Here is a 19,488-nt window from a genome sequence, read left to right on the forward strand (position 1 = left end):
CCGGTGCGGTCACGCGGTCGCAGAGGTCCGCAGGGGTTTCAGAGGTAGAGCCCGGTCTGGCCGTCGGGACGGCGCTCCTCGGCGACGGCGTGCAGGTCGCGCTCGCGCAGCAGCACGTAGTCCCGGCCGCGCACCTCGACCTCGGCGCGGTCCTCGGGGTCGAACAGGACCCGGTCCCCCACCTTGACGACGCGGACCGAGCTGCCCGCGGCGACCACCTGGCCCCAGGTGAGCCGGCGGCCGATGGCCACCGTCGCCGGGATCAGGATGCCGCCCCCGCTGCGCCGCTCACCGGCCTCGGCGTCGGTCGACACCAGGACCCGGTCGTGCAGCATCCGCAGGGGCAGCGGCTCCGCCGCCGGCGTCTCCGGGCTCGGCAACGGCTCAGCCGCGACGGCGGCGGACGACGCCGCGCAGCACGACGAGCAGGGTGACGGCTCCGGCCACGGCCCCGCCGACGATGCCGACGCGCTCGGTGCGCAGGTCACCGCGGGCGTTGAAGACGAGCGACTTGGCCTTCTCGATCTCGGTGTGCAGGAAGCGCTTCGCGCCCTCGACCTGGCGCTGCTTGACCCGCTGCGGGTGGACCTGGTCGATGAGCGCCTCGACGGCGGCCGCCAGACGGTCGCGGGTGGCCCCCAGGTCGGCTTGGATCTGGTCGGCGTCCCGGTCCGGTCGGCTGCTGGCCACGTGAGGATCCCCTCGGAGGTGCGGTCACGAGCCCGGCGGGCGCCGGGTCAGGGGCCAGCGTATTGCAGGTCGGGGGGAGCCGTCGCACGGCCCGCGGCGGGGCCGGGCCTCGCGTTCCTGACCGGGGCGGACCCCCGCTAAGGTCGAGCCCATGACGACCCGACTGTCGGCTGGCGACACCGCCCCGGACTTCACCCTCCCCGACGCCGACGGCAAGGAGGTCTCGCTGTCCGACTTCGCCGGCCAGCGGGTCATCGTCTACTTCTACCCGGCCGCGATGACGCCGGGCTGCACCACCCAGGCCGTCGACTTCACCGCCGCCATGGACGACCTGAGCGCGGCCGGCCTGCACGTCCTCGGCATCTCCCCCGACGCCCCCGCCCGGCTCGCGGAGTTCCGCGACCAGCAGTCGGTGGCCTTCCCGCTGCTGTCGGACCCCGACCGCGCGACCCTGGGCGCGTACGGCGCCTACGGCGAGAAGCTGCTCTACGGCAAGCTCGTGGAGGGCGTCATCCGCTCGACCTTCGTGGTGGACGTCGACCGCAAGGGCGCCGGCACCGTCGCGGTGGCGCAGTACAACGTGCGGGCCGCCGGCCACGTGGCCAAGCTGCGGCGCGAGCTCGGCCTCTGACGCCTGACCTCGCGGGGGTGCGGGTGCCGGAGAAGGGACTCGAACCCTCACGCTCATGGAGCACAGGAACCTAAATCCTGCGTGTCTGCCAGTTCCACCACTCCGGCGCGGGCGGCAGCCTACCCCGCGTCGTCGGGCCGGCGGCGCTCGTAGCGGACGAAGGCGTGCCCCTCGTGCGGCTCCCGCGCCGTCTCGACCCAGTCCGCCGGGTCCACCGCCGGGAAGAAGACGTCCCCCGCCGGCTCGGCGTCCACCTCGGTGACCTCGAGGGCGTCCAGCCGCTCCCAGGCGGCGCGGTAGACCTGGCCGCCGCCGGCCACCACGACGAGGTCGTCGTCGAGGGCCAGCGCGCGGTCGAGCGCGGCGTCGACGTCGCGGTGCACCTCGACGCCGTCGGGGCCGAAGGCCGGGTCGCGGCTGACCACGAGGGTGGTGCGCCCGGGCAGCGGACGCCCGATGGCGTCGTAGGTGAGCCGGCCCATCACCAGCGGGTGGCCCAGTGTCAGCCGCTTGAAGCGGGCCTGGTCCCCCGGCACGTGCCAGGGGATGTCCGGACCGGACCCGATCACCCCGTTGCGGGCGACCGCGACGACGGCCACCACCTGCGCGCCGGCCACCTCAGACCGCGATCGGGGCTCTGATGCCCGGGTGCGGGTCGTAGCCCTCGACGACGACGTCGGCCATCGTGAACCCGTCGATGCTGTCGACCCCGGGGTCGAGCACCAGCCGCGGCAGCGGTCGCGGCTCGCGCTCCAGCTGCCGGCGGGCCTGGTCGAGGTGGTTCACGTAGAGGTGCGCGTCGCCCAGGGTGTGCACCAGCTCGCCGACGTCGAGGTCGCAGACCTGGGCCACGAGGTGGGTGAGCAGCGCGTACGAGGCGATGTTGAACGGCACGCCGAGGAAGACGTCGGCCGAGCGCTGGTAGAGCTGGCACGACAGCCGGCCCCGGGCGCCCGGCACGTCGGCCGGCGGCGGCGCGACGTAGAACTGGAAGAGGGTGTGGCAGGGCGGCAGCGCCATCTGGTCGACCTCGGCCACGTTCCAGGCGCTCACGACGTGCCGGCGCGAGTCCGGGTTGGACCGCAGCGACGCGACGACGGCGGCCAGCTGGTCGACGTGCCGGCCGTCGGGGGTGGGCCAGGAGCGCCACTGGGACCCGTAGACCGGGCCCAGCTCGCCGTCCGCGTCGGCCCACTCGTCCCAGATCGTCACGCCCTGCTCGTGCAGCCAGCCGATGTTCGTCGAGCCCGAGACGAACCACAGCAGCTCGGCGACCACCGACCGGACGTGGATCTTCTTCGTCGTCACCAGCGGGAAGCCGGCGGCGAGGTCGAAGCGCATCTGGTACCCGAAGGTGCTGAGCGTGCCGGTGCCCGTCCGGTCCCCCTTGGGCACCCCGGTGTCCAGCACGTGCCGGACCAGGTCCAGGTAGGTCTTCACCGCACCTCCTCCTGTGCGGCGGTCCGCCGCAGCTCGTCGATCAGCACGGGCACGAGGGCCCGGATGGCTTGGCCGCGGTGGCTGATGGCGTCCTTCGCGGCCGGGTCCAGCTGGGCCGTCGTGCGGTCGTGGCCCTGGGCCACGAACAGCGGGTCGTAGCCGAAGCCGTGCTCGCCGGCCGGCGCGGTGGTCAGGTGGCCGGGCATGACCCCGGTGCGGACGTGCTCGGTCCCGTCGGGCAGCACCAGGGCCATGGCGCAGACGAACTGGCCGCTGCGCTGCTCCGGCCCCTCGAGGTCGAACAGCTGGCGCAGCAGCAGGGCGTTGTTGCTCGCGTCCGTGGCTTCGGCGCCGGACCACCGGGCCGAGCGGACGCCGGGCATGCCGTTGAGCCGGTCGACGGCCAGCCCGGAGTCGTCGGCGACGGCCGGCAGGCCCGTCGCCGCTACGCAGGCCCGGGCCTTGAGCAGGGCGTTGCCCTCGAAGGTCTGCTCGGTCTCGGCCGGCTCCGGGTACCGCGCGACGTCGGCCAGGGCGAGCACCTCGACGGCCGGGGCCGCCGCGGCGACGATCCGGCGCAGCTCGGTGAGCTTCTTCGCGTTGTTGGTGGCCAGCACCACCCGCCCCTCGACGGGCTCGGGGGGCGCGACGGGCCCGGGGCTAGGCAACGCTCGCCTCGAGGGCGGCGCGCTGGAGCCGGGCCAGCTCGGCGCAGCCGGCGGTGCCGAGGTCGAGCAGCTCGTCGAGGACGCCGCGGTCGAAGGGGGCGCCCTCGGCGGTGCCCTGCACCTCGATGAAGGTGCCGGCCCCGCTCATCACGATGTTCATGTCGGTGTCGGCCGCGGAGTCCTCGGTGTAGCAGAGGTCGAGCATCGGCGTCCCGCCGACGACGCCGACCGAAACCGCGGCGACGCTGTCGACGAGCGGCTCCCCGGCCAGGGCGTCGCGCCCGCGCAGCCAGGCGACGGCGTCGGCCAGGGCCACGTAGGCGCCGGTGATGGAGGCCGTCCGGGTGCCGCCGTCGGCCTGCAGGACGTCGCAGTCGAGGACGATGGTGTTCTCGCCCAGGGCCTTGTAGTCGATGACGGCGCGCAGGCTGCGGCCGATCAGCCGGCTGATCTCGTGGGTGCGGCCGCCGATGCGGCCCTTGACCGACTCGCGGTCGTTGCGGGTGTTCGTCGCCCGCGGCAGCATCGCGTACTCGCTCGTCACCCAGCCGAGCCCCGAGCCCTTGCGCCAGCGCGGCACGCCCTCGGTGACGCTGGCCGCGACGAGCACCCGGGTCTGGCCGTACTCCACGAGCACCGACCCCTCGGCCTGGCTGAGCCAGTTGCGGGTGAAGCGCACCTCCCGGAGCTGGTCGAGGTCGCGTCCGTCGGCTCGTGAGGTCATGCGCTGCACTCTATTTGCCCCCGCCGACACTTCCGCGCGGCGACCGCTCAGCGAGGACCGATGGTCCAGCTGGCCCCGGGCTCGGCCAGCGAGACGGGGGCGTCGAGGTGCGGCCGGGCCTCGGCCAGCACGGCGTCGCGGTCGTGCCAGGGCGGGACGTGGGTCAGCACGAGCTCGGCGACGCCGGCCCGCTGCGCCGCCTCGGCCGCGTCCCGGCCGGAGAGGTGCAGGCCGGGCGGGTTGCCGGGGACGTCGCGGAACGAGGCCTCCGCCAGCAGCAGGTCGGCCCCGGTCGCCAGCTCGACCAGTGCCTCGCAGGGGCCGGTGTCCCCGCTGTAGACCAGGCTGCCGCCCTCGGGCACGTCCTCGGTGACCCGCAGCGCGTAGGTCTCGACGGGGTGGTCGACCCGCGCGGTCTCGATCCGGAACGGCCCGACCTGCTGGCGGGGTGCCCAGTCCTGGTGGGCGAAGTGGGCGCCGATGCCGGCGGGCCGGCCGGCCGGGTCGTCCTCGCCGGGCACGGCGTAGGCGGCGACCAGCCGCTCGCGCGTCCCGGGCGGGCCGAGCAGCGGGATGCGCGGCCACGGCGCCGTCGGGGAGTAGCGAGCCCCCACGTAGAACGCGCAGACGTCGAGGCAGTGGTCCGGGTGCAGGTGGGTGAGCGCGATGGCGCCGACGTCCTCGGGCGCCAGGTGGCGGTACAGCGCGCCCATCGCCCCCGGGCCGAGGTCGAGCACGAGGGCGAAGGTGCCGCCCGCGAAGGGCGCCCGCACCAGGTAGCTCGACGCGGCCGCGTCCGGTCCCGAGACCGAGCCGCTGCAGCCCACCACGGTCAGCTCCACGCCGGCTCCCCCGTCCTCACGCGAACTGCTCCACGCCGCTGACCAGCCCGCCCATCAGCCGGTGGCCGATGCCCTCGAACGCCTGCGGGTCGCCGGTGGTGAGGAAGCGGTGCGAGGCCTCCCGCGGCCGGTCGTGCGTCAGCCCGCGTCGGGTCAGCACGGCGTAGACGTCCTTGGCGCACTCGTCGGCGCTGGAGACCAGGGTGACCCCGTCGCCGAGGACGTAGGACAGCACACCCGTCAGCAGCGGGTAGTGGGTGCAGCCGAGGATGAGGGTGTCGATCCCGGCCGCCTGCAGCGGCGCCAGGTAGTCCTCGGCGCAGGCCAGCAGCTCGGGACCGCCGGTGACGCCGGCCTCGACGAAGGGCACGAAGCGGGGGCAGGCGGCCGTCTCCAGCCGGACCTGCGGGGCGGCGGCGAAGGCGTCGTCGTAGGCCTGGGACGTCGCCGTCGCCTCGGTGCAGATGACGCCGACCCGGCCGCTCCGGGTGGCGGCGACCGCACGCCGGGCCGCCGGCAGGATCACCTCGACGACGGGGACGGCGTAGCGCTCGCGGGCGTCGCGCAGGACGGCGGCGCTGGCGGAGTTGCAGGCGATGACGAGGGCCTTGACGCCCTGGGCGACGAGGTGGTCGAGGCACTCGAGCGCGAACTCGCGGACGTCGGCGATCGGCTGCTCGCCGTAGGGCGCCCGCGCGGTGTCGCCGAGGTAGACGAGGTCCTCGTGGGGCAGCTGGTCGATGACGGCCCGGGCGACGGTGAGCCCGCCGAACCCCGAGTCGAAGATGCCGATCGGCGCCTCGCTGCCCGGCCCGGGCGAGGCTGCGGCGGCGGTCACGGTCGGTGAGTTTACGGGCCGGTCCCGGTCTGACCGGCATGACGACACCCGGCACCACCTCAGCGGAGACGACCCTGCTCGACCTGCACCCGCCCGCGGCGACGGCCGCCCGGCTCGCCGCCACCGTCGGCGACGCCGACCTCGACCGGCCGACGCCCTGCCAGATCACGGTCCGCCAGCTGCTGGCCCACCTGCTGGGCCTCGCCGAGGCCTTCACCGACGCGGCCGCGAAGGTCGACGGCCCGACCACCCGGACCGCTCCCGCTCCCGACTCCCTCGACCTGCCGCCCGACTGGCGTGCCCGGGTCCCCGGGCACCTCGACGCCCTCGCGGCCGCCTGGCGCGCGCCCGAGGCCTGGACCGGCCTCGCCGTCGCCGGCGGTGTCGAGATGCCCGCCGCGGTGATGGGCCTGGTGGCCAACGACGAGCTGGTCCTGCACGGCTGGGACCTCGCCGTCGCCACCGGCCAGCCCTTCGCCGTCGACCCGGCCAACCTCGAGGCCGCCTGGCAGCTCGTCCGCCAGACCCCCGACGACCCGGCCGCCCGCGAGGGCCTCTTCGGCCCGGTCCACCCCGTCCCCGCCGACGCGCCCCTCCTCGACCGCGTCCTCGGCGGCGCCGGTCGCGACCCCCGCTGGTCCCCGGCCTGACCAGAGGCACCCAGGCCTTTCGAGGGCTCAGGGGGTAGCTCATCGACCGAGCGGGTCCCTTCGACGGGCTCAGGGAGCGGGGGGCGCCGACGGTGCGCCCCTCGACGACCTCGAGGAACGGCGAGCGGGCGCGGCACCACCGCCGAGGTGACGGTCAGGGCCGCTGCGGTCCCGTGGAGGGGCGTGGACGGGCCTGGCGGGAGCGCCGGAGCCTGCGGAGGCGCGGATGGTTGCCCCGAGCGGGAGCCCAGCGGCCCTGACCGGCACCGGACCCGGCCCCTTCGACAGGCTCAGGGAGCGGGGGCCCTTCGACAGGCTCAGGGAGCGGGGGCCCTTCGACGAGCTCAGGGAGCGGGGGTGAGGCCGGCCGAGCGGGTCAGGCCCAGACCTGGGTGTCGAGGAAGTCCTCGGAGGCGTCGAGGTCGGTGGTGTAGGCGCCGGTGGAGAGGTACTTCCAGCCGCCGTCGCAGATGATGAGGACGATGTCGGCGGACTCCCCAGCCTTCTCGGCCCGGGCCGCCTGCGCCATCGCGGCGTGCACGATGGCCCCGGTCGACAGTCCCGCGAAGATGCCCTCGCGCTCCAGCAGCTCGCGGACGCGGCGGACGGCGTCGCGGGAGCCGACGGAGAACCGCGAGGTGACGTACTGCGGGTCGTAGAGCTCGGGGACGAAGCCCTCGTCGAGGTTGCGCAGGCCGTAGACCAGCTCGCCGTAGCGCGGCTCGGCGGCGACGATCTTCACGTCGGGCTTCTTGTCGGCGAAGAACCGGCCGATGCCCATCAGGGTGCCGGTGGTGCCCAGGCCGGCGACGACGTGGGTCACCTCGGGGAGGTCCTCGAGGATCTCGGGACCGGTCGTCAGGTAGTGCGCCTCGGCGTTGGCCGGGTTGCCGTACTGGTAGAGCATCACCCAGTCGGGGTGCTCGGCGGCCAGCTGCTTGGCCACCCGGACGGCCTCGTTGGAGCCGCCCGCCGCAGAGGACGAGACGATCTCGGCGCCCCACATCGCGAGGATCTGGCGGCGCTCCACGGAGGTGTTCTCCGGCATCACGCAGATCATCCGGTAGCCGGCGAGCTTGGCCGCCATGGCGAGGGAGATGCCGGTGTTGCCGCTGGTGGGCTCGAGGATCGTCGAGCCCGGCTTCAGCTGACCGGACGCCTCGGCGACCCGGATCATGTTGAAGGCCGCGCGGTCCTTGATGGACCCCGTGGGGTTGCGGTCCTCCAGCTTGGCCCACAGCCGGACGCGGCTGCTCGGCGAGAGCGCCGGCAGACCGACCATGGGGGTGTTGCCGACGGAGTCGGCCAGCGAGTGGTAGCGCGTCACGGGGTCGGGACCTCGGCTCAGGCGCCGCCGGCCACGGCCGGCAGCACGACCACGACGTCGCCGTCGGCGGTCGCGGCCTCGAGGCCGCCGACGAAGCGGACGTCCTCGTCGTTGACGTAGACGTTGACGAAGCGCCGCAGGGCGTCGGACTCGACCAGGCGCTCCTTGAGGCCCGGGTGGCGGCTGTCGACGTCGTCGATCACCTGCGCCAGCGTGGCGCCCGCACCCTGGACGGCCTTCTCGCCGCCGGTGAACGTCCGCAGGATCGTCGGGATCCGCACCTCTACCGCCATGGTCCTACCTCTCCTCGCCGCCCGGCCTGCGCCGGGCTCGCCGTCTGTGCCAACACCTGCCCGGAAGGGCCTATTCCGTGATGGTCAGGTCTTCCTCGGTGACCTGCCCGTCCACGATCCGGTACGAGCGGACCGAGACCGGACCCTCCCCGGCGCCCGACTCCGCCGTCGAGACCAGGACGTAGTGGGCCTGCGGCTCGGCCGCGTAGGCGATGTCGGTGCGCGAGGGGTAGGCCTCGGTGGCGGTGTGGGAGTGGTAGACCACGACGACCTCCTCGTCGGCCTCGTCCATCGCCTGGTAGAGCCGCAGCTGCTCGGTGGGGTCGAACCGGAAGAAGGTCGGCGAGCGGTCCGCGTTGGTCATGGCCACGAAGCGGGCCGGGACGTCGGAGCCGGCCGGGCCGACGATGACGCCGCACGCCTCGTCCGGGTGGTCGGCGCGGGCGTGGGCCACCATGGCGTCCACGTGGGCACGGGCGATGCTCAGCACGGCGGCGAGCCTAGGTGGCGCGTCCACCGGCGCCGGGTCCATCCGCGCACTGAGACCGGTGTCCGGTGCGCGGACCGGTCAGGAGCCGTCGCGCAGGTCGTGGAGCCGCTCGGGCACGAACACGACGTCGGCGAAGCGGACGGTGCAGCCGTCGCCCGTCGGGCTCTGCGCCTCGAGCCCGACGCGGTGCGCGGCCAAGACGTCGCCGAGGGTGAAGACCCGGACCAGCGCCCAGTCCACCCCGTCGGTCGACGCGTGGTAGGCGTACACGCGGCCCACCCGGGAGACCCGCAGCCAGACCGAGCGCCCGTCGACGACGAAGGAGTTGGCGTCGTCGGACACACCCACGGTGACGACGGAGACCACCATCGGCTCCCCCGCGGGCGAGCGCTCGAAGCAGAGCTTGGCCCAGTGGGTGGCGTCCTGCCAGAGCAGCAGCACGCCCGCGTCGAAGGTGGCGGCGAAGTCGACGGCGACCCGGGCGCGGAGCTGGAAGTCCCCCTCCGGCGGCTCGCCCAGCAGGGTCACGGCGTTCGCGAGCGACTCCGCGTCACCGGCGCCCGCCCCGCCGGGGTTGACGTAGAGGTCGGTCCGGGGCGGGGCCTGCCCCACCACCGCGCCGTCCTCGTCCAGGTGCCAGGTCGAGCCGGCGGACGGGGTCAGCGGGAAAGGCAGGTCGGGCAGCTCCAGCGCGTCGCTCATGTCGAGACTGTAGGGCCCCGCCCCACCGCCCGGTCAGGCGGTCGCGCGCTCGCTGCGGGCGGTCGGGCGGCAGATGAGGACCGGGCAGGGCGCCGAGTGCTGGACCCGCGACGCCGTGCTGCCGAGCAGGATCGTCGGGGTGAGCCCCCGGCTGCCCGCGGCCATGGAGATGAGGTCGGCGTCGAGGTCCTCGGCCGCCCGGACGATCTCCTGGGCCGGCGAGCCGCTGCGGACCTGCCGGTGGACCGCGGGCCCCCACCCGTCGAAGACCGCGGCCACGAGGTCGACCGCCGTCTGGGCCTCCTGCTGGAAGCTGAGGTCGGCCAGCTGCGTGGGGCGCTGCTCCCCCAGCTCGTTGGCGAAGGGCACGGCCGCGAACGGGCTGACGACGGCGATGACGGTCACGTCGGTGATCTCGCGCGAGTCGGCGATCCACTTGAACTGCTTGGCCCCGACCAGGGAGGCGCGGGAGCCGTCGGTGGTGACGATGCAGTGCATGGGTCAGAGCTCCTTCGTCGTGGAGGGCACGGCCTCCGGGTCGCCCGGACGGGTGCCCGGGGGGCGGTCCTGCTTGCCGAAGAACTTCTCGGCCAGGAAGAGCACGAGGCCGACGGCCAGCAGCCCGGCCACCCACAGCAGCGCCGCGGGGTCGTCGATCAGGGTGTAGACCAGCACCGCGAGGTTGCCGACGATCCCGACGACCAGCAGGGGCGTGTTCGCGCGGTAGGTGTGCTCGCTCTCGTCCCGGCCGCGCAGCTTGAGGCAGGCGACGATGACGAGCGCGTAGATGAACAGCAGGAACACGACCGTGATGGTGGCCAGCCGGTCGACGATGTCGAGCCGGTCGTCCGCGGGCAGCTCGGACTGGCTGGCCTGGATCCCCGCCCCGATCAGCAGCAGGGCGGACACGATGACGAAGCCGAAGACCAGCGCGACGTAGGGGCTGCGGCGGACGGGGTGGATCTTGGCGAAGACCGAGGGCACGACGTCCTGGCGGGCCATGCCGTAGAGCACCCGGGCCTGCGCCACCACCGTGACCAGCGTCGTGTTGCTGATGGCGACCATGGCGATCAGCGCGAACACGACCAGCATGACCGTGGCCGGGATGAAGAAGAGGTCGGCGCGGATGACCTCGAGGAGCGTGTTGCCGGCGAGGTCCTCCATCGGCACGGCCAGGGCCGCCGCGATCGAGACCAGCACGTAGACCACGCCGGCGGTCAGCATGCCGCCGATGAGGGCCCGCGGGAAGGCGCGCTCGGGGTTGATCGTCTCCTCGGCCACGTTGGCCGCGTTCTCGAAGCCGGTCATGGCGAAGAAGGCCAGCGAGACACCGGCGAGCACGGCGATGACCGGGGAGCCCTCCGCGCTGAACTCCAGCAGCACGCTGGGGCTGCCGATGCCCTCGGCCAGGGCCACGACCCCGATGATCACGACGATGACCAGTCCGCTGATCTCTATGAAGGTCATGACCACGTTGACCACGACCGACTCGGAGATGCCGATCAGGTTGATGGCGGTGATGATCGCCAGGAAGACCAGGGCGATGACGGTGGCACCCCAGATGGAGTCCTCCGAGAGCCCGACCACCGAGCTGAAGTACCGCACGAAGCCCGAGGCCAGCGAGCCGATCGCGGCCATCTGCGACGAGAGCATGCAGATGGTGATGAAGAACGTCAGCAGCGGGCTGCGGAAGGCCTTGTTGATGTAGAGGGAGGCGCCGGCGGCCTGCGGGTACTTCGTGACCAGCTCGGCGTAGGCGAGGCCGGTGATGGCCGCGATCGCCACACCCGCGAGGAAGGCCATCCAGAAGGCGCCCCCCACCGCCGCGGCGACCAGGCCGACGAGCACGTAGATGCCCGAGCCCAGGACGTCGCCGACCACGTAGAAGTACAGCTGCCGGCCGGTGATCGAGCGCTTGAGCTCGCTGTGCTGGGAAACGTCCTCGACCGCAGGTGTCGTCATGGCGAGACCCTACTGTGATTTCTGTTACAGGGGTGTTCCCGTCGCCGGCGATCTCATGACGGCCCGCGGCCTGGGCGCCGGAGGCTCAGAGCGCGGCGATCAGGGTCTCCTGGGCGAAGCCCAGCCAGTCGTACACGCTCATCATGTAGCTGCGCGGGTCGTCCTCGGGCAGCTCAGCCAGCTCCTCGGCGCTCTCCGCGTCGGTGATCCCGAGCCGGGTGGCGACGGCGATCCGCACGCTGGTGAGGGTGCGCAGCCAGGCCTGGGCGTCCGCCGGGTCCACCCGCAGGTCGTGCGTCCCGCCCTCGGTCGCGTCCAGGTCGCGGAGCACGACGCGGGCGTCGTCGACCTTCTTGCCCCGCAGGTCGCGCTCGGTGAAGCGGCGGAAGTCCGAGGACGCCCGTTCGTCGTGGGGGTAGGCGTTGGGGAACAGCCGGCGCAGGACGGGGTCGTCGGAGACCTCCGGCGCGTCGGGCTCGGCCTGCAGGTCGCGGACCAGCCGCTCGAACGGGTCGGCGCCCGGGGCCGGCTCGGCGAACCGCTCGGGCTCCCCGTCGGAGACCAGCTCGACCAGCTGGCCGACCAGCGACGTCAGCAGCTCGACCTCGTACCCGCTGAGGGAGGTTCCGACGAGCCCGCGGCGCCGGGTGAACTTCTTCACGCGGCCGCCCGGCCGCCGCGGCGCCCCTCAGTCATCGGCCCGGTCCATCGTCGCCCACAGGCCGTACTCGTGCATGGCGCCGACGTCGCGCTCCATCTCCTCGCGCGAGCCGCTGGAGACGACCGCCTTGCCGTCGTTGTGCACCTGCATCATCAGCTTCGCGGCCTTGCTCTTGGAGTAGTGGAAGTAGGTCACGAAGACGTGGGTGACGTAGGACATGAGGTTGACGGGGTCGTCCCAGACGATCGTCACCCACGGGGTCTGCGGGGTCGTCTGCTCGAGCGGACGCTCGGCCACGGCCGTCCCCCCGGCGGGGACGACGGGCACCCCCTCGGTTCCGGACATGCCCCCCATCATGGCAAACCCCGGCCCTGCCCGACACCGGCACCGGGCTGGCTAGGGTGAGGCCGTGACCGTCCCTGGACCGGCGCTCGGCGCCCCGGCCTCGTGGGGGCCCCGCGAGGTCCCGACGACCGCCCTGCTCACCGACCACTACGAGCTGACGATGCTGCAGGCCGCGCTGCAGGCGGGCACGGCCGACCGGCCCTGCGTGTTCGAGCTCTTCGCCCGACGGCTGCCGCCGGGCCGTCGCTACGGCGTCGTCGCCGGGGTCGGCCGCGCGCTGCGGGCCCTGGAGCACTTCCGCTTCGACGCCGAGTCGCTGGAGTTCCTGCGCGGCGCGCACGTCGTCGACGACCGGACCGCCGACTGGCTCGCGGACTTCCGCTTCGACGGCAGCATCTGGGGCTACCCCGAGGGCGAGGTCTACTTCCCCGGCTCCCCCGTCGTCGTGGTGGAGTCGAGCTTCGCCGCCGGCGTCGTCCTGGAGACGGTGCTGCTCAGCATCTACAACCACGACGCCGCCATCGCCTCGGCCGCGTCCCGGATGACGGCGATGGCCGGCGACCGGCCCTGCATCGAGATGGGCTCGCGGCGGACCCAGGAGCTGGCCGCCGTCGCCGCCGCCCGCGCCGCGTACGTGGCCGGCTTCGAGGCCACCTCCAACCTGGAGGCCGGCCGGCGCTACGGCGTGCCGACCCGGGGCACGTCGGCCCACTCCTTCACCCTGCTGCACGCCGACGAGCGGTCCGCGTTCGCCGCCCAGATCGCCGCGCTGGGCGAGGACACGACGCTGCTGGTCGACACCTACGACGTCGAGGCGGCCGTCCGGACCGGCGTCGAGCTGACCGGCGGCCGGCTGGGCGCGGTGCGGCTCGACTCCGGCGACCTGGCCGTGATGGCCACCCGGGTCCGCGAGCTGCTGGACTCCCTGGGCGCCACGGGCACCCGGATCATCGTCACCAGCGACCTCGACGAGTTCACCATCGCCGCGCTGTCCGGCGCCCCGGTCGACGGCTACGGCGTGGGCACCGCCCTGGTCACCGGCAGCGGCGCCCCGACCTGCGGCTTCGTCTACAAGCTGGTGGCGCGGGCCGAGTCCGACGAGCCGGGCGCCCCGCTGACGCCGGTGGCCAAGAAGAGCGCCGACAAGATCTCGGTCGGCGGCCGCAAGTACGCCGTCCGCCAGCTGTCGGCCCAGGGCGTCGCGGAGGCCGAGCTCGTGGGCATCGGCGCGGTCTCGCGGCACGACTCCGACGACCGCGAGCTGCTGGTGCCGCTCGTGGTCGACGGCGAGGTCGTGGGCAAGGAGCCCCTGGAGGCCGCGCGCGAGCGGCACCGCCGCGTGCGGGCCGAGCTGCCGCTCGAGGCGCTCAAGATGTCCCGCGGCGAGCCGGTCGTCGAGACCGTCTACGCCGGGGCCGGCGCGACCCCGGGCAACCCCTACGCGGCGGCCGGCCGGTGAGCGGGCGCACGGCGCTCGTCGTCGTCGACGTGCAGCGCGACTTCTGCGAGGGCGGGGCCCTCGGCGTGGCGGGCGGCTCGGCCGTCGCCGCCGCCGTCGACGCCCTGCTGGGCACCGACCACGGGTACGCGGCCGTCGTCGCCACCCGGGACCGGCACGTCGACCCCGGCCCGCACTTCTCCGCCACCCCGGACTTCGTCGACAGCTGGCCGCCGCACTGCGTGGTCGGCACCCCCGGCGCCGAGCTGCACGACGCGCTGGCCGGCCGGACCTTCGACGCCGTCGTCGACAAGGGCGCCCACGCCGCGGCGTACTCGGGGTTCGAGGGCGTGGACGCCGAGGGCCGCGGGCTGGCCGACCTCCTCCGCGCGCGCGGCGTCGACGCCGTCGAGGTCTGCGGGCTCGCGACCGACCACTGCGTCCGCGCCACCGCCCTGGACGCCGCGGCCGCGGGCTTCACGACCACGGTGCTGCTGGACCTCACGGCCGCGGTCTCGCCCGACCGGCTCGACGCCACCCTGGCCCAGCTCGCGGCGGCGGGCGTCGCGGTGCGCGACCAGGCCTGACCCGGCGGCGGGCCGACCTACAGTGGCGGCCATGAGCCCCTGGACGACCGACGACATCCCCGACCAGACGGGCCGCACCGTCGTGGTCACCGGCGCCAACAGCGGCCTGGGCCGCCGGACGAGCGCCGCCCTGGCCGCGCGCGGGGCCCGCGTGGTGCTCGCGGTCCGGGACCGCGGCCGCGGCGAGGAGGCCGCCCGCCGCATGCCGGGCGACGTCGAGGTGCGCGAGCTGGACCTGGCCGACCTCGCCTCCGTCCGGCGCTTCGCCGCCGCCTGGGAGGGGCCGCTGGACGTCCTGGTCAACAACGCCGGCCTGATGGCGGTGCCGCAGCAGCGGACCGCCGACGGCTTCGAGCTGCAGCTGGGCACGAACCACCTCGGCCACTTCGCGCTGACCAACCTGCTGCTGCCCGCCCTCACCGACCGCGTCGTCACCGTCTCCTCCGGCCTGCACCGGCGGGGCCGGATCGCCCTGGACGACCTCAACTGGGAGCGCCGGCGCTACAGCCCCTACGGCGCCTACGGGCAGTCGAAGCTGGCGAACCTGCTGTTCACCCTCGAGCTGGAGCGCCGGCTGGTGGCCGACGGGTCCCCGCTGAGGGCCGTCGCCGCCCACCCGGGCTACGCGGCGACCAACCTGCAGAGCGGCGGCGGCCGGCTCCGCAGCTCGCTGGTGGGGCTCGCCAACCGGTTCCTCGCCCAGTCCGACGCCCAGGGTGCGCTGCCCACCCTCTACGCCGCCGTCGTCGACCTGCCCGGCGGCAGCTACGTCGGCCCGGACGGCCGCGGGGAGATGAGCGGGCACCCGACCCTGGTCGGCCGCAGCGCCGCGGCGAGCGACGGCGCGCTCGCCGCGAAGCTGTGGGCCGCGTCGGAGGAGCTGACCGGCGTCACCTACCCCGCGCCGGCGGGCTGAGCGCTCAGCCCGGGCGGGCGTCCAGCTCGCGCCGGGCGCGCGCGGAGGCCGTGCAGCGGTAGGCGTCGAGGACGACGGCGGCCAGCTCGTCGTCGTCCAGGGTGGCCGGCAGCACGCCCAGCCACCCCCGGTGACCCACGTAGGGCGGCCGGAAGAAGCGGTCCGGCTCCAGCGCCACCTGCTCGGCCTGCACGCCCTCGGGGGCCGCGCACCACAGCGCCAGCCGCCCGTCGCCGTGGTGGTCGTCGAGGAACATGACGAAGCAGCGCGGGTCGGCGAAGAACGCCGGTCCCCCGTGGCTGGGTCGCTCGGTCGCCCGCGGCAGGGCCAGGCAGAGCGCCCGCACCCGCTCCAGCTGGGCGGAGGCGGCGCCCGAGCCCTGCGTGGTGGTCACCGGGCCTCCTCCCCGCCGGGCGGGCGCCGCCCGGCCCGCCCTAGTCTGCCGAGATGGACGCCCCCACCACAACGCTCCTGCGCCACCTGCTGGACGACCGGCCCGACCCCGCCGCGGCCCCCGCGGCCGTGGTCGCCGCCCACGCCGTGCACCGCGACGGGCCGCACGCCGACGTCCTCGGACGCCTGGTGGTGCCCGACACCGCGCTGGTCGCCACCGGCCGCGCCCGGTCCGCGCGGCCCGGTCCGGTGACCTGGCCGGTCGCCGTCGACGTGGACGGCGGGGCCGGCGGGGTGGCCGCGCTCGCCGGCCGGAGCGCCGACGGGCTGCGGGTCGAGGCGGTCCGGACGGGGCTGCGGGACCTGGACGACCCGGCCGGCGGGGTCGCCCGGATCGCCGCCGCCGCGTCCGCGCTCGAGGACGTCGAGGTGTTCGTCGAGCTGCCCGACGTGCCGGGCTGGGTCCGCGCCGTCGAGGTCGTCGAGGCCGCCGGGCTGCTGGCCCGGGTGGGCGTCGGCCCGGGCACCGACCCCGTCGCCCTCGCGCGGCGGCTGTCGGTGCTCGTCGAGGCGGACCTGCCCTTCGCCGCCGTGCTGCCGGCGGCGCCGCGGTCCGGGCTCGCCGTGCTCGCCCTGGCGATGCTGGTCGAGGCGCTCGTGGACGGCGCGGAGGCCGAGGAGGCGGCGGCCCTGCTGGCCGCCGACCCCGACCGGGTCCGGTCCGGGCTGGCCCGCTGGGACGCGGCCACGGCGGGCCGGGTGCGGCGGCGGCTGCGCTCCGTCGGCACCGACGTCGGGGCGGCGCTGGCCGACCTCGAGGCGCTCGGGGTGCTGGGGAGGGGCTGAGCCGGACGGCTCAGCGCCGCCGCAGGCGGGCGTGCAGGACCACACCGGCCCCGGCGGCGGCGACGCCCAGGCCCACCAGGCCGACGAGCAGGGGGCTGGTCCCGCTGCCGGCCAGGACCGCGGCGGGCGTGGCGGTCGCCGTGGCCGCGGCGACCGCGGGGGTGCTGCTCGGCGTCACCGGCGGCGCGACCGTGCCGGCCGCGGCCGAGGCGGAGGTGGTCAGTCCCGCGGACACCGAGGTCTCGACCGGGTTGTCCGCGCCGACGCTGATGGCGGCGGTCAGCGCGTTGCCGTAGACGGCGGAGTCGGCCGCGGGGTCGCTGCCCGCGCGCGGCGTGGTGAAGTGCAGGCCGGGCGGCAGGGCCGGGAAGCGCAGCCGGTACTGGCCCTCGGGCAGCCGGTCGAAGCTGAAGCGCCCGCTGGCCGCCGTGGTCGTGCTCGCGACGAGGTCGCCGGCGGCGTCGAGCAGCTCCACCCGGATGCCGGCCACCCCGGGCTCGCCCGGGCCGCGCACGCCGTCGCCGTCCAGGTCGCGCCAGACGGCGTTGGTGATGCTGTAGCTGCCGACCGTGCCGGCGTTGACCGCGGTCAGCACGAAGTCGGCGTCGACGTCCCCGAACTCCGATCCCGGGACCAGGTCGGCGGTGCCCTGGGCCAGCCGCACGACCTCCGACGTCGCGGTCAGCGGGTCCGGCGCCGAGCCGAGGGCGCGGTTGGAGCCCACGTGCGGGCGGGTCAGCACCCGGTGCTCGCCCAGGTCGGCGAACCGGACCCGGTAGGAGCCCTGCGGCAGCCCCGTGAAGCGGTAGCGGCCCTGCGGGTCGGTGGTGGTGGAGGCCACGACGTCGCCGCCCCGCAGCAGCACGACCTTCGCGGTGCCGGCCGGCTCGGACGGGTCGAGCAGGCCGTCGGCGTCGTGGTCCTGCCAGACGACCGAGGCGATGGCGAACCGCAGCGGGGCGACGCCGGCGTCGACGGTGCTGTTGAGGAAGCCGGCCCGGACGCCGTCGGCGGCCTCCGCGGGCCGCACGCCCTGCTCGCCCTCGCCGAGGGTGAAGGAGGGGGTGACCCCGGTGTAGTCGGGGTCGGAGTCGCCCGAGCCGCCGCCGACGCCCGCCGGGCTGAGCTTGGCGCCGCTGTCCAGGCCGGCGAAGCGGACGGCGTAGGTGCCCGCCGGGAGGTCGTCGAACAGGTAGCGGCCGTCGCCCGCGCTGCTGGTCGTGGACACCACGGAGCCGCCGTCGTCGAGGAGCTGGACGCTGACCCCGCCCTGGCCGCTCTCGTCGTCGTCCTGGCGGCCGTCGCCGTCGGCGTCCCACCAGACCCGGTCGCCGACGGCGAAGCGCGCCGGGGCCTCGGCCTCGGCCCGGCGCTCCTCGGCCGGCGGCTCGGGCTCCTCGCTGGCCTCCTCCGCCGCGACCACGGGTTCCTCCGGGGTCGGCTCGGCGGTCGCGACGGCCGCGACGACGCCGAGCGTCACCGACTGGCTGCCGGCGCTGACGTCGACGGTGGAGCTGAAGGGGGCGAAGGAGTCGCCGGGCCCGACCGGGCTGACGGCGAGCTCGTCGGGCACCTGCGCGGTCACGAAGTAGCGCCCGCCGGCGAGCTCGGCGGTCGGCTCGACGACGAACCGGCCGTCCTCGTCGGTGGTCCCGCTGACGGTGCCGCCGCCCGCGTCGGCCACGGTGACCAGCACGCCGGCCTGCCGGCCGTCGGTCTCGGGGTCGTAGCTGCCGTCGGCGTCGAGGTCGACGGCCACGGTGACGCTCAGCGTGCCGTCCGTGAGGTCGGCGAGGGCCGGACCGGTCGTCAGCACCGGGGCGCACACCAGCGCGAGCGCGGCCAGGCAGGCTGGACGCAGCACACGGCTCGCTCGAGGCACGGGCACCCTTGGTCGGACGGTCAGGACGGGGAAGGCGGGGGGCCCGGGGGGATCACGTCCCGGCCCTGGCCCGCGCACAACATAGCAACGCCGCGGCGGCGCGGCACCCTCGCCGGAGAACGCTGCGAAACCGTTGTCGTCGCCGCGCTCCCCCGGCGCTCAGCGGCGGACGACCTGGGTCCGGGCGAGCAGGTCGTGGATGGCCTGGCGGCGGGGCTGCCAGAGGGGGAACAGCACGTCGACCAGCTGGAACAGCCCGAGCAGGCTGTTCAGCCCGGGCGCGGCCCAGACCAGGGCGCGGGCGAGGGCTCGGCGCAGGTCGAGCCCGCCGGTCGCGCGGCCCTGGTCGACCGGGACGACCCGCAGGCCGCAGAGCAGCTTGCCCGGCGTCGCGGCCCGCCACCGGAGGAAGGCGGCGTGGTAGACGAACGTGATGGCGACCGAGGCGAGCGACATCAGCAGCAGGTCACCGGTCGGGATGAGGCTCTGCTGGTCCAGCACCGGCTGCGGGAGGCCCTGCTCGGCCGCGGCCACGACCTCGGCGAAGTAGGCCGAGACCCGGTCGAGGACCGGCAGCAGCAGGGGCAGGACGGCCAGCGTCGTCAGGGCGCCGACGAGGAGCGAGTCGACGAGCGACGCCAGCACGCGCCACCACCAGCCGGCGAGGCGGACCCCGTCGGCGGTGTAGGCCGCCTGGCCCGGTCGGCCGCCGACCGGTTGACCCGGGTAGGCCTGCGGGTAGCCCGGATAGCCCGGGTAGCCCTGCGGGGGCTGGCCCGGGTAGCCCTGCTGGCCCGGGTAGCCCGGCTGGTTTGGGTAGCCCGGCTGGTTCGGGTAGCCCGGCTGGCCCGGGTAACCCTGCTGGCCCTGGCCGTCGGACGGCCCGGGCTGCCCCGGCTGGCCCGACCAGGGCTGCTGCGGCGCCCACGGCTGCGGCTGCTGGCCGGGCTGGCCCTGGCCACCGGCGGGGCCGGTCGGCGGGACCGCGGGCGCGGCGGGCGCCTGCGGTGCGCCGCCCTCGCGGGCGCGGGTGTTGCGCGACCACTGCCAGCCGTCCCAGTAGCGCTCCTGGGCGCCGTCGAGCGGGTCGGCGTACCAGCCGGACGGGGCCGCGTGACGGCCGGGCGGGACCGGAGGACTGCCGACGGGGATACCAGACACGC

Annotated in this window: 25 protein-coding genes and 1 tRNA gene; 6 read left to right on the forward strand and 20 right to left on the reverse strand. The window is 75.1% G+C overall.

The window, feature by feature from the left end; all coding sequences use genetic code 11:
- Positions 1 to 38 precede the first annotated feature (38 nt).
- The gene (locus tag JOF54_RS06035; protein WP_210059384.1) at positions 39 to 335 is read right to left on the reverse strand and encodes a GroES family chaperonin; all 297 of its coding nucleotides are present in this window, start codon (positions 333 to 335) and stop codon (positions 39 to 41) included.
- 49 nt (positions 336 to 384) lie between these two features.
- A complete protein-coding gene (locus JOF54_RS06040) occupies positions 385 to 690 on the reverse strand; it encodes a DUF3618 domain-containing protein (RefSeq protein ID WP_210053886.1) in 306 nt (101 codons plus the stop codon).
- 151 nt (positions 691 to 841) lie between these two features.
- Here JOF54_RS06040 and bcp point away from each other — a divergent pair, with 151 nt between their 5' ends.
- A complete protein-coding gene (gene bcp / locus JOF54_RS06045) occupies positions 842 to 1,321 on the forward strand; it encodes a thioredoxin-dependent thiol peroxidase (protein WP_210053887.1) in 480 nt (159 codons plus the stop codon).
- Between the two features lie 24 nt (positions 1,322 to 1,345).
- Here the strand turns inward: bcp and JOF54_RS06050 are convergent.
- The 7 genes from JOF54_RS06050 to murI all read right to left on the reverse strand — a co-directional run bounded on the left by JOF54_RS06050 (position 1,346) and on the right by murI (position 5,833).
- Positions 1,346 to 1,428: transfer RNA gene (locus JOF54_RS06050), tRNA-Leu, on the reverse strand.
- A 12-nt stretch (positions 1,429 to 1,440) separates the two neighbouring features.
- A complete protein-coding gene (locus tag JOF54_RS06055; RefSeq protein WP_307803877.1) occupies positions 1,441 to 1,938 on the reverse strand; it encodes a dihydrofolate reductase in 498 nt (165 codons plus the stop codon).
- A gap of 1 nt (position 1,939) precedes the next feature.
- Complete coding sequence (locus tag JOF54_RS06060; RefSeq protein WP_210053888.1) at positions 1,940 to 2,761, reverse strand: thymidylate synthase; 822 nt, start codon at positions 2,759 to 2,761, stop codon at positions 1,940 to 1,942.
- Positions 2,758 to 3,429 carry an RdgB/HAM1 family non-canonical purine NTP pyrophosphatase gene (gene rdgB, locus JOF54_RS06065; protein WP_245357990.1) on the reverse strand — a complete coding sequence of 224 codons (672 nt, stop codon included), beginning with the start codon at positions 3,427 to 3,429 and terminating at the stop codon, positions 2,758 to 2,760. Before rdgB ends, JOF54_RS06060 begins: the two co-directional genes overlap by 4 nt.
- The gene (gene rph / locus JOF54_RS06070; RefSeq protein WP_210053890.1) at positions 3,422 to 4,153 is read right to left on the reverse strand and encodes a ribonuclease PH; all 732 of its coding nucleotides are present in this window, start codon (positions 4,151 to 4,153) and stop codon (positions 3,422 to 3,424) included. The genes rdgB and rph overlap by 8 nt, the downstream gene beginning before the upstream one ends.
- A gap of 47 nt (positions 4,154 to 4,200) precedes the next feature.
- Positions 4,201 to 4,995 (reverse strand): MBL fold metallo-hydrolase, encoded by a 795-nt coding sequence (locus tag JOF54_RS06075; RefSeq protein WP_210053891.1) that lies wholly within the window; start codon positions 4,993 to 4,995, stop codon positions 4,201 to 4,203.
- A 16-nt stretch (positions 4,996 to 5,011) separates the two neighbouring features.
- Complete coding sequence (gene murI / locus JOF54_RS06080) at positions 5,012 to 5,833, reverse strand: glutamate racemase (protein ID WP_210053893.1); 822 nt, start codon at positions 5,831 to 5,833, stop codon at positions 5,012 to 5,014.
- A gap of 38 nt (positions 5,834 to 5,871) precedes the next feature.
- Between murI and JOF54_RS06085 the strand changes: the two genes are divergently transcribed.
- Positions 5,872 to 6,483 (forward strand): TIGR03086 family metal-binding protein, encoded by a 612-nt coding sequence (locus JOF54_RS06085; protein ID WP_210053896.1) that lies wholly within the window; start codon positions 5,872 to 5,874, stop codon positions 6,481 to 6,483.
- Between the two features lie 376 nt (positions 6,484 to 6,859).
- Here JOF54_RS06085 and JOF54_RS06090 read toward each other — a convergent pair whose 3' ends face one another.
- The 8 genes from JOF54_RS06090 to clpS form a co-directional block, all read right to left on the reverse strand.
- Complete coding sequence (locus tag JOF54_RS06090; RefSeq protein ID WP_210053898.1) at positions 6,860 to 7,810, reverse strand: PLP-dependent cysteine synthase family protein; 951 nt, start codon at positions 7,808 to 7,810, stop codon at positions 6,860 to 6,862.
- A 17-nt stretch (positions 7,811 to 7,827) separates the two neighbouring features.
- On the reverse strand, positions 7,828 to 8,103 hold the full coding sequence (locus JOF54_RS06095; protein ID WP_210053902.1) for a MoaD/ThiS family protein: 276 nt from the start codon (positions 8,101 to 8,103) through the stop codon (positions 7,828 to 7,830).
- A 70-nt stretch (positions 8,104 to 8,173) separates the two neighbouring features.
- On the reverse strand, positions 8,174 to 8,593 hold the full coding sequence (locus tag JOF54_RS06100) for a M67 family metallopeptidase (RefSeq protein ID WP_307803878.1): 420 nt from the start codon (positions 8,591 to 8,593) through the stop codon (positions 8,174 to 8,176).
- A gap of 78 nt (positions 8,594 to 8,671) precedes the next feature.
- Positions 8,672 to 9,295: a DUF1349 domain-containing protein gene (locus tag JOF54_RS06105; RefSeq protein ID WP_210053905.1), complete on the reverse strand. Its 624-nt coding sequence runs from the start codon at positions 9,293 to 9,295 to the stop codon at positions 8,672 to 8,674.
- A 33-nt stretch (positions 9,296 to 9,328) separates the two neighbouring features.
- On the reverse strand, positions 9,329 to 9,793 hold the full coding sequence (locus tag JOF54_RS06110) for a universal stress protein (RefSeq protein ID WP_210053907.1): 465 nt from the start codon (positions 9,791 to 9,793) through the stop codon (positions 9,329 to 9,331).
- A gap of 3 nt (positions 9,794 to 9,796) precedes the next feature.
- On the reverse strand, positions 9,797 to 11,257 hold the full coding sequence (locus JOF54_RS06115; RefSeq protein WP_210053909.1) for an APC family permease: 1,461 nt from the start codon (positions 11,255 to 11,257) through the stop codon (positions 9,797 to 9,799).
- Between the two features lie 85 nt (positions 11,258 to 11,342).
- Entirely contained in the window at positions 11,343 to 11,918 is a 576-nt protein-coding gene (locus JOF54_RS06120; RefSeq protein WP_210053911.1) for a DUF2017 domain-containing protein, read from the reverse strand.
- 27 nt (positions 11,919 to 11,945) lie between these two features.
- Complete coding sequence (gene clpS, locus JOF54_RS06125; protein ID WP_210053913.1) at positions 11,946 to 12,272, reverse strand: ATP-dependent Clp protease adapter ClpS; 327 nt, start codon at positions 12,270 to 12,272, stop codon at positions 11,946 to 11,948.
- Positions 12,273 to 12,423: 151 nt separating this feature from the next.
- Here clpS and JOF54_RS06130 point away from each other — a divergent pair, with 151 nt between their 5' ends.
- The 3 genes from JOF54_RS06130 to JOF54_RS06140 are packed head-to-tail and all read left to right on the forward strand — an operon-like array spanning position 12,424 to position 15,204.
- Positions 12,424 to 13,722 carry a nicotinate phosphoribosyltransferase gene (locus JOF54_RS06130; protein ID WP_210059387.1) on the forward strand — a complete coding sequence of 433 codons (1,299 nt, stop codon included), beginning with the start codon at positions 12,424 to 12,426 and terminating at the stop codon, positions 13,720 to 13,722.
- A complete protein-coding gene (locus JOF54_RS06135) occupies positions 13,719 to 14,288 on the forward strand; it encodes an isochorismatase family protein (RefSeq protein ID WP_210053915.1) in 570 nt (189 codons plus the stop codon). Before JOF54_RS06130 ends, JOF54_RS06135 begins: the two co-directional genes overlap by 4 nt.
- A 31-nt stretch (positions 14,289 to 14,319) precedes the next feature.
- Positions 14,320 to 15,204 (forward strand): oxidoreductase, encoded by an 885-nt coding sequence (locus JOF54_RS06140; protein ID WP_210053917.1) that lies wholly within the window; start codon positions 14,320 to 14,322, stop codon positions 15,202 to 15,204.
- A 4-nt stretch (positions 15,205 to 15,208) separates the two neighbouring features.
- Here JOF54_RS06140 and JOF54_RS06145 read toward each other — a convergent pair whose 3' ends face one another.
- Positions 15,209 to 15,598 (reverse strand): MmcQ/YjbR family DNA-binding protein, encoded by a 390-nt coding sequence (locus JOF54_RS06145; RefSeq protein WP_307803881.1) that lies wholly within the window; start codon positions 15,596 to 15,598, stop codon positions 15,209 to 15,211.
- 53 nt (positions 15,599 to 15,651) lie between these two features.
- On the opposite strand from JOF54_RS06145, the gene JOF54_RS06150 reads away from it, so the two are divergent.
- Positions 15,652 to 16,443 (forward strand): hypothetical protein, encoded by a 792-nt coding sequence (locus JOF54_RS06150; RefSeq protein WP_210053919.1) that lies wholly within the window; start codon positions 15,652 to 15,654, stop codon positions 16,441 to 16,443.
- 10 nt (positions 16,444 to 16,453) lie between these two features.
- On the opposite strand, the gene JOF54_RS06155 is transcribed toward JOF54_RS06150, so the two are convergent.
- Positions 16,454 to 18,307 carry an SdrD B-like domain-containing protein gene (locus JOF54_RS06155; protein ID WP_210053921.1) on the reverse strand — a complete coding sequence of 618 codons (1,854 nt, stop codon included), beginning with the start codon at positions 18,305 to 18,307 and terminating at the stop codon, positions 16,454 to 16,456.
- Between the two features lie 177 nt (positions 18,308 to 18,484).
- Positions 18,485 to 19,486 carry an RDD family protein gene (locus JOF54_RS21420; protein ID WP_210053923.1) on the reverse strand — a complete coding sequence of 334 codons (1,002 nt, stop codon included), beginning with the start codon at positions 19,484 to 19,486 and terminating at the stop codon, positions 18,485 to 18,487.
- Positions 19,487 to 19,488: the final 2 nt, after the last annotated feature.

Source organism: Microlunatus capsulatus, assembly GCF_017876495.1.
Lineage (GTDB): Bacteria > Actinomycetota > Actinomycetes > Propionibacteriales > Propionibacteriaceae > Microlunatus > Microlunatus capsulatus.

Bases quoted from the DNA above. Each gene is read 5' to 3' on its own strand.
- JOF54_RS06035 (WP_210059384.1), bottom strand. From the start codon at position 335: ATGCTGCACGACCGGGTCCTGGTGTCGACCGACGCCGAGGCCGGTGAG.
- bcp (WP_210053887.1), top strand. From the start codon at position 842: ATGACGACCCGACTGTCGGCTGGCGACACCGCCCCGGACTTCACCCTC.
- rph (WP_210053890.1), bottom strand. From the start codon at position 4,153: ATGACCTCACGAGCCGACGGACGCGACCTCGACCAGCTCCGGGAGGTG.
- JOF54_RS06085 (WP_210053896.1), top strand. From the start codon at position 5,872: ATGACGACACCCGGCACCACCTCAGCGGAGACGACCCTGCTCGACCTG.
- JOF54_RS06095 (WP_210053902.1), bottom strand. From the start codon at position 8,103: ATGGCGGTAGAGGTGCGGATCCCGACGATCCTGCGGACGTTCACCGGC.
- JOF54_RS06105 (WP_210053905.1), bottom strand. From the start codon at position 9,295: ATGAGCGACGCGCTGGAGCTGCCCGACCTGCCTTTCCCGCTGACCCCG.
- JOF54_RS06110 (WP_210053907.1), bottom strand. From the start codon at position 9,793: ATGCACTGCATCGTCACCACCGACGGCTCCCGCGCCTCCCTGGTCGGG.
- JOF54_RS06115 (WP_210053909.1), bottom strand. From the start codon at position 11,257: ATGACGACACCTGCGGTCGAGGACGTTTCCCAGCACAGCGAGCTCAAG.
- clpS (WP_210053913.1), bottom strand. From the start codon at position 12,272: ATGGGGGGCATGTCCGGAACCGAGGGGGTGCCCGTCGTCCCCGCCGGG.
- JOF54_RS06130 (WP_210059387.1), top strand. From the start codon at position 12,424: ATGCTGCAGGCCGCGCTGCAGGCGGGCACGGCCGACCGGCCCTGCGTG.
- JOF54_RS06140 (WP_210053917.1), top strand. From the start codon at position 14,320: ATGAGCCCCTGGACGACCGACGACATCCCCGACCAGACGGGCCGCACC.
- JOF54_RS06150 (WP_210053919.1), top strand. From the start codon at position 15,652: ATGGACGCCCCCACCACAACGCTCCTGCGCCACCTGCTGGACGACCGG.